Annotated in this window: 8 protein-coding genes and 1 pseudogene; 3 read left to right on the top strand and 6 right to left on the bottom strand. The window is 58.5% G+C overall.

Annotated features, from left to right (window positions below; genetic code table 11):
- Positions 1-293 precede the first annotated feature (293 nt).
- The 3 genes from ACWI8T_RS05435 (at position 294) to ACWI8T_RS05425 (ending at position 3,947) form a co-directional block, all read left to right on the top strand.
- Positions 294-1,058, top strand: a complete 765-nt coding sequence (locus tag ACWI8T_RS05435) for a LamB/YcsF family protein (protein ID WP_449138231.1) — start codon at positions 294-296, stop codon at positions 1,056-1,058.
- 328 nt (positions 1,059-1,386) lie between these two features.
- Entirely contained in the window at positions 1,387-2,700 is a 1,314-nt protein-coding gene (locus ACWI8T_RS05430; protein WP_287538853.1) for an Nramp family divalent metal transporter, read from the top strand.
- Between the two features lie 491 nt (positions 2,701-3,191).
- A complete protein-coding gene (locus tag ACWI8T_RS05425) occupies positions 3,192-3,947 on the top strand; it encodes a transposase (RefSeq protein ID WP_449138230.1) in 756 nt (251 codons plus the stop codon).
- Positions 3,948-4,382: 435 nt separating this feature from the next.
- On the opposite strand, the gene ppdK is transcribed toward ACWI8T_RS05425, so the two are convergent.
- The 6 genes and pseudogenes from ppdK to ACWI8T_RS05395 all read right to left on the bottom strand — a co-directional run.
- Positions 4,383-7,103 carry a pyruvate, phosphate dikinase gene (ppdK, locus tag ACWI8T_RS05420; protein ID WP_114616035.1) on the bottom strand — a complete coding sequence of 907 codons (2,721 nt, stop codon included), beginning with the start codon at positions 7,101-7,103 and terminating at the stop codon, positions 4,383-4,385.
- 49 nt (positions 7,104-7,152) lie between these two features.
- A complete protein-coding gene (locus tag ACWI8T_RS05415; RefSeq protein ID WP_449138229.1) occupies positions 7,153-8,055 on the bottom strand; it encodes a pyruvate, water dikinase regulatory protein in 903 nt (300 codons plus the stop codon).
- 296 nt (positions 8,056-8,351) lie between these two features.
- On the bottom strand, positions 8,352-10,439 hold the full coding sequence (gene glyS, locus ACWI8T_RS05410) for a glycine--tRNA ligase subunit beta (protein WP_449138228.1): 2,088 nt from the start codon (positions 10,437-10,439) through the stop codon (positions 8,352-8,354).
- A gap of 3 nt (positions 10,440-10,442) precedes the next feature.
- Positions 10,443-11,360: a glycine--tRNA ligase subunit alpha gene (locus ACWI8T_RS05405; RefSeq protein WP_114616038.1), complete on the bottom strand. Its 918-nt coding sequence runs from the start codon at positions 11,358-11,360 to the stop codon at positions 10,443-10,445.
- On the bottom strand, positions 11,361-11,927 hold the full coding sequence (gene lepB / locus ACWI8T_RS05400; RefSeq protein WP_114616039.1) for a signal peptidase I: 567 nt from the start codon (positions 11,925-11,927) through the stop codon (positions 11,361-11,363).
- Positions 11,928-11,962: 35 nt separating this feature from the next.
- Positions 11,963-12,259: pseudogene (locus tag ACWI8T_RS05395) on the bottom strand (tRNA (guanosine(37)-N1)-methyltransferase TrmD); the annotation flags it as partial.

Raw genomic sequence — 12,259 nt, 5'->3', positions numbered from 1 at the left:
CCTTGAACCGCACCTGTTAAATGCTCGTAGCGTTTAACACAACCTACTCGACCTGCTAAATGCTCGTAGCGTTTAGCAGGTTTATCGCAACCCGAAAGCGCCCGAGATAATTGCCAAACACAATTGGCAGGAATCGCGTCGGCAGAAACCGCGTTAGCCCATCGGCGATTTTCCGTCGGCAATGCCGCCCGCGACCCGCACTCCATGACGCATTCGACCTTGAGACCTGTTAAATGCTACGAGCATTTAACAGGTCTCAATTCCGCCCCACCACATCCGAAAGGAGCGCCTTTATGACACGCGTAGATCTGAACAGCGATTTGGGCGAAAGCTTCGGCCGCTATTCCCTCGGTCTCGACGACCGGGTGATTCCTTTGGTCACGAGCGTGAATATCGCATGCGGAATGCACGCGGGCGACCCGTGCGTCATGCGTCGCACCGTTGCCGCCGCAGCGGCCGCCGGCACCTCGATTGGCGCGCACCCAGGATATCCCGACCTGCAGGGCTTCGGCCGCCGCGACATGGCACTTTCCCCCGATGAAGCCTACTCATTCGTGCTGTATCAAATCTCGGCGCTTGCCGGTTTCTGCAAAGCGGAAGGCACTGCGCTCGCCCACGTGAAACCGCACGGGCAGCTTTACAATCGTGCCGCGAAAGACGCCGCCCTCGCCGAGGCAATCGCCGCCGCAGTGCACGATTTCGACCCCACGCTCGTGCTCGTAGGCCTCGCAGGCGGAAAGCTCATCGAAGCGGGACGAGCAGCGAACCTTGCCACCGCGCAGGAATTCTTCGCCGACCGCAATTACATGGCTGACGGCACGTTGGTGCCGCGCAAACAGGAAAACGCCGTGATCGCCGACGAGGACTTCGCCGTAGCGCGCGTGGTACGCGCGGTCCAGGAAGGCACCATCGAAGCGATTGACGGTAGCACTATCGAGGTTGCCGCCGACACTATTTGCATTCACGGTGACAATGCCCACGCGCTCGAATTTGCCAAGAAGATTCGCACCGCGCTCAACGAATCAGGCGTGGAACTGAAACCCTGCCGAGCACAATAAAAAGAAGAGGCCTCACGCTATCCGGAAGCGCTCCATGCGGAATCCTAGAACGCTTCCGGATAATGCAAACAACCTATCAAGCTGGCAGGAATAGCGCACATCTTTTCATGCTGGATAATTTACCTACCATTTCTTATCCATGCTTATCCACGTCATTATTTCGGCATGGCCAGTTACCGACTTGTTAAACTCTTCCACTGCCACTCTAATGCGCTAAAGCGTTGAGTACCATCATAATTAACAAGTTACATTATTCGGTTTTGCGCTCGCACCGCCCGCCACGACGGGGCGCACGCAAGGCCGAAGCCCGAAAAAAGAAAGGAATGCCATGAGCAAAGTTATCGAAAAGCTCAAGAACGTTGGGCCGGGTGCTCTCGTGGCCGCGGGCTTCGTCGGCCCCGGCACGGTTACCACGTGCACCGTTTCTGGCGCGAGCGTCGGCTACACCATGCTGTGGGCCCTCGTGTTCGCCACCGTCGCCACCATCATCTTCCAGGAAATGGCCGCCCGCGTCGGCATCGCCAGCCAGAAGGGCCTGGGCGAGAACATTCGCGACCGCATTCCCAATCCCGTGCTGAAGGGCCTGGCTATCGCGATCGTCATTATCGCTATTTTCATCGGCAACGTCGCCTATGAAACCGGCAACATCACCGGCGGCATTTTGGGCATCCAGGCTGTCGCACCTGGCATTCCCATGGGCGCCATCGTCGTTGTCGTGGGCCTGCTGGCAGCCGTCGTGATGTTCATCGGCCACTACAACCTCATCGAAAAGGTGCTCACGGCCATCGTCGTATTCATGGGCGTGGTGTTCTTGGTCACCGCGCTTGCCTCCAACCCCGATTGGGGCGCCATCGTCTCCGGCATGTTCACGCCTCAGCTGCCCACAAATAACTCCACCGGTCTTATGACCGCCATCGGCCTCGTCGGCACCACCATCGTTCCGTACAACCTGTTCCTGCATGCCTCTTCCGCAGCCGAGCGTTGGAAGGACCCTGAGCAGATTTCCGATGCCCGCTTCGACGCCGTGCTCTCCATTGCCTTGGGCGGCATCATTTCCATGGCCATTCTGGTCTGCGCCGCTGCAAACCTTCACCCGCTGTGGACGACCTGGGAAGTTGACGGCGCTACCGTCGCCGGCATCACGACCGCCGCGGGCGACCAGATTGCAAGCGCAAAGATCAACGGCCAGGTCATGGCTCTCGCCCTCACCCCACTTCTGGGCGACTGGTCTACGTGGATGATCGGCCTCGGCCTTCTTGCCGCCGGTTTCTCTTCGGCCATCACCGCTCCCCTTTCCGCAGCGTACGCCGTGAATGGCGTGCTCGGCTGGGGCAAGGGCCTGAAGGACGCGAAGTTCAAGATCGTTTGGGCCATCGTCCTCGTATGCGGCTGCTGTATGGCAATCGCTTGGGGCAAGAGCCCGACGCAGCTCATCCTTGTTGCGCAGGCCGCAAACGCAATTCTGCTGCCCATCATGGCGTTTTTCGTCATCTTCTGCGCAAACGGCAAAGACCTGGGCAAGTTCAAGAATCATGCCTTCGCCAATATCGCTGGCGTCATCATCATCGTGGTTACGCTGTTCATTTGCTACCGCAACATGACGAACTTCCTCACCTCACTGCAAACCCTCATCGGCATGTAAGCTCCGGAAGCTATCAATGCTCGGGAAAGGCCGCTCTTCGGGGCGGCCTTTTTCATGCTCGGACCTGTTAAATGCTCGTAGCGTTTAACAGGTCCGTGAGAAGAAACCCGAAAGCCGATATCGCGCATGGAAAAAGATGCAGTGAGTGAGACCCTGCAGCGAATTAAAAGGGAGCCGAGAACGTGGCCATGGCGAAAAGAAAACAGCAAAGCTAGCAGGCCCCGCCAAAGGCCAGATCACGAAGCGGTCCTCAAGCCAGAATGCGAGATGCACCCGAGAAAAACGAGGGGAAAGAAGGAAACAAAAATAGGAAAACAAGAGCAAAACCAGATGACTTCAGCACGGCATCGCAGCGAAATACCAGGGAAATGAACGCGATTCCAAGGAGAACTCGGCAAGAATTCGGCAAGGTTGCTCAGCTATAACCTGTTAAACGCTACGAGCACTTAACGGGTCCGAGCACTTAACAGGTCGAAGATCAGGAGTACACGATGTCGAAAAGCCGAGCTAAGTCAGAATCAAACATCTACCATGTGATGGCGCGCGGAGACGGACGCCAAATCGTTTTCGAGAATGACGAGGACAGGAAGCTCTTCTTGGCGCTCCTGCGAAACAGAAAGCAGCAGGATGCACCTATTTTTGCCTGGTGCCTTATGGACAACCACTTCCATCTCGTTATCCAGGCTTCCCTGCCTGTATTGTCGCTAATGATGCAACAAATCATGTCTCAGTACACGACCTCGTTCAATACGCGGCACCAACACACTGGACACATCTTCAACCAACGATTTAAAAGCGAGCCTATCAACGACGATTCATACTTCCTGACAGTCGTCAGATACGTGCATCAAAACCCAATCAAAGCCGGCATAACCAAGACCTGCTTCTACCCATGGAGCAGCTATGGCGAATATATCGACGCCCCACGCATTGCTTCGATAGCACTCATCCTTGAAATGCTTGGAGGAATAGGCGCATTCCAATCCTTCCACGACATCAGTAGCAAAGAAAAGGTTCTTGACGTTGACTCTGTGCGCCCTAAAACCAGAAGCCTACCTGACGAAGAGGCTTTCAATCGAGCGTTCCGCCTTTATAATCGAGATCTCCTTCGAGACCTCAAGGGAGCCGAGAGAAGCGAACGAGATAGCACCATCGCATCGCTCAAAGAAGCCGGCCTCACTTTTCGACAAATCGAACGGCTCACAGGAATCGGCCGTGGAATCATTCAGAATATCAAGACGCACTAACAAGTCGCAAAGGACATCAGGGAACTGGGACCCTATTACCTGTTAAACGCTACGAGCATTTAACAGGTCGGCAAGATGCAAGAATGCCCGCGAACAGAATCGAGCGAGCTCGCAACGATTCACAATGCGGAACATCGGTCGGCAATAGCTGGTCGCGGGCCATCGGTAGGTTATTAGGAGCAACCATCGCATATCGGTGCGCAATGCTCGCCACTCAACCATTTTAAGCTGAACCGAAAACCCTGCATGCTAACGAAAGCCGAATAGTCGCGTGCTAAATGCTACGAGCATTTAGCACCTTTGGTTCAGTAATGTGTTAAACGCTGCGAGCATTTAACAGGTGCGAGCCAAACACGAAACGACGGAACACACCAGAAAAAAGGCGCCCTCCCGAAGGAGAGCGCCTTTGAGCCTCTTGAAGAGTCGTCAGCAGGATTACTGCTTGTCGGCGATAGCGGCCTGAGCGGCAGCCAGGCGAGCCAACGGCACGCGGTAGGGGCTGCACGAAACATAGTCGAGACCAATCTTGTGGAAGGTCTTGACCGAGTCAGGGTCGCCGCCATGTTCGCCACACACGCCGCACACCAGGTCGGGATTGCCCTCGTGACCCAGCTCAACGCCCATCTTCACGAGCTTGGCAACGCCCGGGTCGACGGTCGCGAACGGGTTGTAAGGCAGCAGCTTCTCAGCGAGGTACTGCGGAATGAACTCAGCCTCAACGTCGTCGCGGCTGAAGCCGAACGTCGTCTGGGTGAGGTCGTTGGTGCCGAAGCTGAAGAAGTCGGCCTTGGTGGCGATTTCATCAGCGGTCACAGCAGCGCGAGGCAGCTCGATCATAGTGCCAATGGGAAGCTCGAGCTCAACGCCCTGCTCCTCGGCAACTTCGGCGATAACGCGCTCGGCGACGCCGCGCATCTTGTCGAGCTCCTTCACCGTGGAAACCAGCGGAATCATAATCTCGGGCTTGGGATCGAGACCTTCCTTCTTGAGCTTGGCAGCTGCGGTCGCGATAGCGCGCACCTGCATCTCGGGAAGAATGGGATACACGATACCCAAACGGCAGCCGCGCAGGCCCAGCATCGGGTTCTGTTCAGCCATGGAATCAATCTTGTCCATGAGCTCGCGCTTGGCCGCGATTTCCTTCGCGTCGGCGCCAGTGGCTTCCATGCGGGCAATTTCCACGTCGAGGGCACGCGGGCTCTCGAGGAACTCGTGCAGAGGCGGGTCGAGCAGACGAACGATAACCGGCAGGCCGTCCATAGCCTTGAACATGCCGTAGAAGTCGCCCGTTTGAGCCTCGAACAGCTGCTCGACAGCTTCCTTGCGAACCTCTTCATCCTCGTTCAGGATGAAGGTCTGAATGATCTGCTTGCGCTCGCCCAGGAACATGTGCTCGGTGCGGTCGAGGCCAATGCCCTCGGCGCCGAAGTCGCGGGAAAGCTGCGCGTCGGCCGGATTGTCGGCGTTGGCGCGAACGCCCAGGCGGCGATACTCGTCGGCCCACTCGAGAATGGTGTCGAGGTCGCCGGTGAGCTCAGGCATAACCAGGTCGACGGCGCCCAGAACGACGATGCCGGTGGTACCGTCGAGCGAAATCATGTCGCCCTCGTGAATCACGATATCGGTGCCGGTGAGCGCGGCTTCCTTCTTCTCGGCGTCAATCTTGAGCTGCTCAACGCCGCAGACGCACGGGGCACCCATGCCACGGGCGATAACGGCAGCATGGCTGGTTTTGCCGCCATGGCTGGTGAGAATGCCCTCAGCGGCGATCATGCCAGCGAGGTCGTCGGGAGTGGTCTCCCAGCGAACGAGCACGCACTTCTTGCCCTCTTCAACGGCCTTCACAGCGTCGGCAGCCGAGAACACGGCACCACCAACAGCAGCGCCCGGAGAAGCGTTCAGGCCACGAGCGAGCACGTCGTAGTTAGCGTTCTTGTCGAACTGCGGGTGCAGCAGCTGGTCGAGCTGGGCGGGGTCGACGCGGCACACAGCCTCTTCCTTGGTGATGAGGCCTTCTTTTTCCATCTCAATGGCGATATGCAGCGCGGCGGCGGCGGTACGCTTGCCCACGCGGGTCTGAAGCATCCACAGTTTGCCCTGCTCGATGGTGAACTCGATGTCGCACATGTCGCGATAATGGTTCTCGAGAATGGTGAACACGCCCTCGAGCTCCTTGCCGGCTTCCTGCAGGCCGTCGACATGCTTCAGCTCGGCGATGGGGCTCGTGTTGCGAATGCCCGCGACGACATCTTCGCCCTGGGCGTTCACCAGGTAGTCGCCGTAGAATTCCTTCTCGCCGTTTGCGGGGTTGCGGGTGAACGCAACGCCGGTAGCGGAAGTCTCGCCCTTGTTGCCGAACACCATGCACTGCACGTTCACGGCGGTGCCCAGATCGTCGGCAATCTTGTTCTGCTTGCGGTAGAGCACCGCACGCGGGTTGTTCCAGCTGCCAAACACGGCCTCGATGGCCAGCTTCAGCTGAACGTCGGGGTTCTGCGGGAAAGCGACCGCGCCGTCAACGACGAGCTCAGGATGCTCTTCGGCAGAAACGTTCTGGGAGAAAATCTGCTTGAATTCAGCGACGAGTTCCTGCAGGTCTTCAGCGGAAAGCTCGGTGTCGCTCTTCACGCCGCGAGCGAGCTTCTTGGCGGTAATGGCGTTTTCGAACAGGTCGCCGTCGAGGCCCATAACCACGTTCGAGAACATCTGGATGAAGCGACGATAGCTGTCCCACGAGAAGCGGGCGTTGTCGGTGTGCTTGATAAGGCCGTAGACTGACTCGTCGTTCAGGCCAAGGTTCAGAACCGTGTCCATCATGCCAGGCATCGACATGGGAGCGCCGGAACGAACGGAAACAAGCAGCGGATCTTCGGCGTCGCCAATGCGCTTGCCGATGCGCTTCTCGAGGTCGAGGCGGTACTCCTGAATGGTGTCGAGCGCGCCTTCAGGCCACGTGTTATTCGCGTTTGCATATTCCATGCAGGTTTGGCAGGTAATGGTAAAGCCCGGGGGCACGGGCAGGCCAATAAGAGCCATTTCGGCGAGGTTCGCGCCCTTGCCGCCAAGGATGTTCTTCATATCCTTGTTGCCTTCAGTAACGTTGTTGCCCTCAGCGTCCTTGCCGAACGCGTAGACACGCTTAACGTCTGCAGTCAATGTCTTCTCCTAACATATGAAGTCTAAAAAGTACTGCACTGGGTAATTATCACTCAATCGCACTTTTTTGAAGAGGGTGAGCCAGCTCGAAGTACCGTAATATCTCCTGAGCGGTTTCTTCTACGGCTTTATTGTCGGTTCTAATCACAATACATCCAAGTTTTCGCATAAGCGCGCGAGCCTCTTCGAGGTCTTGATAGACCATTTCGGGCTCGGCGTAGCTCGCGGCAACCATGGAAGCGATGCGCCCCGAACCGCCCAAGCGGCGCTGACGAATACCTACGAGTACATCGGGAGTCGTCATAAGGCCGAAGATGCGCGACGGATCGCAGTCGTAAATCTCCTTCGGCGGCTCGGTTCCAAGCGCGAGCGGCACATTGGCAACCTTATAGCCCTCCATGCCCATGTAGATGGAAATAGGAGTTTTGCTCGAACGCGAAACGCCCAACAGCACAATATCGGCATCGGGCAAATCTTGCGGATTGCGGCCGTCGTCGTGTTCCACCGTGAATTCCATAGCGGCGATACGACGGAAATAATTCTGGTCAACCGTGCGCATAAGGCCCGGGTCGCGACTCGCTTCAAGCCCCGAGGCTTTCTCGAGGGCCGAAATAGGACCACCCATCAAGTCGACCGCATGCATACCGCGCTCATCGCAAAACGCTTGCATCAAATGACGCATTTCATCGTCGACAAGCGTGTAGAACACCACCAAGTCATCAGGTTTGCCCTTCGCGCGATGCGATTCCTGATGTTTGGCCAAAAAACCGGCGATTTCATTAAAGCTGCGAACCTTGGGCAGCGTCTCGATATACGGGTCGGGATAGCCGAACTGCCCCGCCGCCGCACGAGCAAGCGAATGAGCCGTTGCGCCAAGCGAGTCGCTCACAATATGAATCGTGGGAAACGGCGTGTCGTTGTTCACTCCAATAAATCCTTCATTCGATGCCATGCATATCCCCTTTCTGTCGCAAAGCGGAAGCAATGAAGGAAACGGTCGGACGGGCTTCGCAAAGGCCGTCTGCGTTCAAGTTTGCTTTTCATTTCAATATTAAACGCAGCCTCCAACATGCCTCAATGGCATGTTGGATACCTTACCATGCGGCCGAGCGGCCGCGCCGAGCTCGCAAAGCGAGCCGGCAGCGAGGCGAAGCCGAGCGGTAGCGAACCGCGGCCCTTGCGAAGCCCGTCCGACCGTTTCCGGCGAGATACGAAAAGGGCCCGCCGCATGGCAGGCCCTTCAAAACTCTATTTCTTAGCCATTTTGCCGAAATCGGCGACGTCTTTGAACACGGCGACGAAACGGTTGAGCAAGCGCAGGCGGTTCTCGCGAATCGCCTCATTCTCATCCATGACCATAACGCCGTCGAAGAACGCGTCGATGGGAGCGCGCAAATTCGCGAGCTCGGCCAAAGCGGCAGCGTATTCGTTGCCGGCGAGATGCTCTGCGACCTTGCTTTCGGCGGCGGCAACCGCGTCGAGCAGCGCACGTTCCTCGTCGCCAAGCAGCGATTCGTCAACGTTCGTGCCCAGCTTCTCGTCGCGCAGGTTGTTCGCGCGAGCGTACGCGGTGGCCAAATCGTCGAACGTCTCAGCCTGCTGCTCGCGGGCGGCTACAAGCGCGCGCACGCGCTGTATGAACACAACGGGCTCTTCAACGCTCACGGCGAGCACGGCGTCGATGGCGTCGGGGGCAGCACCCTCGTCTTTCGCCATGACCTTCGTGCGCGTGATGAAGAAGTCGACCACATCGGCGCGAACGGCGGCGGCGTCGAACTCAATACCCTGAGCCGCATAGCTCGCAAGCGCCACGTCAATGGCGGCACCGAGCGAAATGTCGAGGCCCTTATCGGAAAGCAGCATAGTCACAATGCCCAGCGCGCTGCGGCGCAACGCGAACGGATCGGAAGAGCCCGTGGGGCCCTGGCCAATGGCGAACAGGCCGCAAATAGTGTCGAGCTTGTCGGCAATGGCCACGATGCAGCCAACGCGTTCGGCCGGCACATCGTCGCCCGAGAAACGCGGACGGTAGTGGTCGGCGATGGCACGCGCCACGGCGTCGGTTTCGCCGGCGGCCTTGGCGTAGTAGCTGCCCATGATGCCCTGCACGCTCGTGAATTCCACAACCGCGCCCGTGACCAGGTCGGCCTTGGCCAAATAGGCGGCGCGTTCGGCGTCGGCGGCTTCCTGGCCCGTCACGCCAGCGTCGGCGGCGATGGCCTTGGCGAGAGCAACAATGCGATCGGTCTTGGCGCGCGTGGTGCCAAGCTTTTCCTGGAACACGACAGTGTCGAGGCGCTCAACGTAATCTTCAAGCGGGCGCTTCAGGTCTTCGTCGTAGAAGAACTTCGCGTCGTAAAGGCGAGCGGCCACGACACGCTGGTTGCCGTCGACGATGTTCGCTTCGAACTTCGGGTCGCCGTTCGAAGTGATAAGGAACTTGTTCGCAAGCGTTCCATCGGCGTTGAACAGCGGGAAATAGCGCTGGTGCACAAGCATGGCGTCAACGGTGATTTCCTTAGGAACCGCCAAGAACAGCTCGTCGAACTCGCCCACCATAACCGTGGGGAACTCGGCGAGGTTCACGACTTCGGCCATGGTCTTCGCGGGAAGCTCGGCCACAAGGCCCGTCTTCTCTTCGATAGCCGCGACCTGCTCGCGAATGGAAGCCTCGCGCTCGGCCTCGGTGGGCACTACGTTGTGCTCGCGAAGCACATCGATAAGAGCGTCGGCCGAAGCGACCTCCCACGGGCCGGGTGCTAAGAAGCGATGGCCGCAGGTGGTGTTGCCAGCGGTAAGGCCCGCGAACTCAACGGGAACCACCGCATCGCCATGCATGGCGAACAGCCAGCGAACGGGGCGGCTGAAGTGCTCGTGGCGCGAACCCCAGCGCTGCGAACGCGGCCAGTAGATGGAGGTGATGAGGTTCTGCAAAATATCAGGCAGAAGCGTGATCACCTGCACCGACGGGGTCGATTTCACGGCGTATACATACTCGACGCCGTTCTCGTCGCGGCGCTCAAGAGCGCTTGCGTCAACGCCCTTGCCGCGAGCGAAGCCCAGGGCGGCCTTCGTGGGGTTGCCGTCGGCGTCAAACGCGATTTTCGCAGCGGGGCCGCGGAAGGTTTCGGTCAAAGCCTCGGTGGCCTCGGGCACGGCGAGCGCGCTCACGATAAGGCGGCGCGGCGTGGAGTACACCGAAATCTCGCCATGGGGAATGCCCGCGCCATCGAGCGCGTCGGCGAACATGCCGCCGAGCTTTTCGGTTGCGGCATGCAGAGCGAAAGCAGGCAGCTCTTCGGTGCCGATTTCAAACGTTAGCGTCTGATTCGCCATGATTTACGCCTCCTCGCCTTCCTCGGCCGGCTTCACGCCAACCACGTGTTCCAAATAGCTTGCGCAGCACGCCTTGGCGATGGTACGCACACGCAGAATGTAGCCCATGCGCTCCGTGGCCGAAATCACGCCGCGCGCGTCGAGCAGGTTGAAGGCGTGCGAGCACTTCAGCACGTAGTCATACGCGGGAAGCGGCAGGCCAGCAGCCAACACGCGGTTGCACTCGGCCTCGTAGCGGTCGAATTCGCCGAACAGCATGTCGGTATCGGCAACCTCGAAGTTGTACGCCGAAAACTCGCGTTCATTTTCCAAGAACACGTCGCCGTAGGTGAACTCGAGGCCGTCGTCGCCACGGCTCCACACGATGTCGTACACCGAATCGACGCCCTGCACGTACATAGCCAAACGCTCCAAGCCATAGGTGACCTCAGAGGGAACAGGGTCGCACTCGAAGCCGCCAACCTGCTGGAAGTAGGTGAACTGCGTCACTTCCATGCCGTCGATCCACACTTCCCAGCCAAGGCCCCAAGCGCCCAGCGTGGGCGATTCCCAGTCGTCCTCGACGAAGCGCACGTCGTGCTCGGCGACCGTGATGCCGATGGCTTCCAAGCTGCCCAGGTACAAATCCTGAATGTTGTCGGGCGAAGGCTTCATGAGCACCTGGAACTGGTAGTAGTGCTGCATGCGGTTCGGGTTTTCGCCATAGCGGCCGTCAGCCGGTCGGCGGCACGGCTGCACATAGCACGAACGCCAGGCGTCGGGGCCCAGCGAGCGCAGCGTGGTGGCCGTGTGGAACGTGCCCGCGCCTACTTCGTTGTCGTAAGGTTGCATAACAACGCAGCCGTTGTCTGCCCAGTAGCGCTGCAGTCGCAGGATGATCTCCTGGAACGTGGGCGCCTCGGGCCTGGGAGCTTTGCTCATTTACAGCACTCCTATATGGTTGAGGGGCCAATAGATCGCGACAGCGCGGCCGGTGACGGTTTTGCTGTCGATGGGTCCGAAATAACGGGAATCCGCAGAATCGGTTCGATTATCTCCCATTACCCAAAGATAGCCTTCGGGAATGGTATAGGGATAGCTTATAGAAACATTCGCCGCAGTTTTCAGCGGCTCGGAGGGCTTGCCTTCGGTATAGGGCTCGTTTTGCGCCACGCCGTCGATATACACGGTGCCATCGATGAGGTCGACCGTTTGGCCGCCCGTGGCAATAACGCGCTTGATGAGCGTGCGACCCGCGATTTCAGGGTCTTCGAACGTCACGATGTCGCCGGCCTGCGGCTCGTGCGTGTAATAGGTGATTTTCTCGGACCACACGTTGTCGCCCACTTCAATGGTGTCTTCCATAGAGCCCGAGGGAATCGTATACGGGCATACCACGAAGTTTTGGAGCAGCCACACCAGACCGATTACGAAAACGATGTAGAACACCCACGAGAGCGCTTTGCGCAAACCCCCACCGGCGCTTGAGCCATGCTGGCCATAAGCCATGAAACGTGCATCCTCTCAAATAAAAAGGCGCCCCGTTAGGCGCCTTCGATTGTGCCATCGAGCAATGATAGCAAAAAAGCCCGCTCGGCTTGCGAAACATTGGCACTCTCCAACAAATCGGGACGCAAGCGTGCCGTACGAATGAGCGATTGCTGGCGACGCCATGCATCGACCTTGCCGTGGTCGCCCGACAACAGCACACTAGGAACCTCCATGCCGCGGAAATTCGCGGGGCGCGTGTACTGCGGATATTCGAGCAGACCGTCGTAGAAGCTCTCGTCGATGGAGCTGCCCTCATCGCCCAGCACGCCCGGAATCAGGCGCACCACGGC

The organism is Slackia sp. (assembly GCF_977041755.1).
This window is presented reverse-complemented; position numbering and strand designations above follow the sequence as displayed.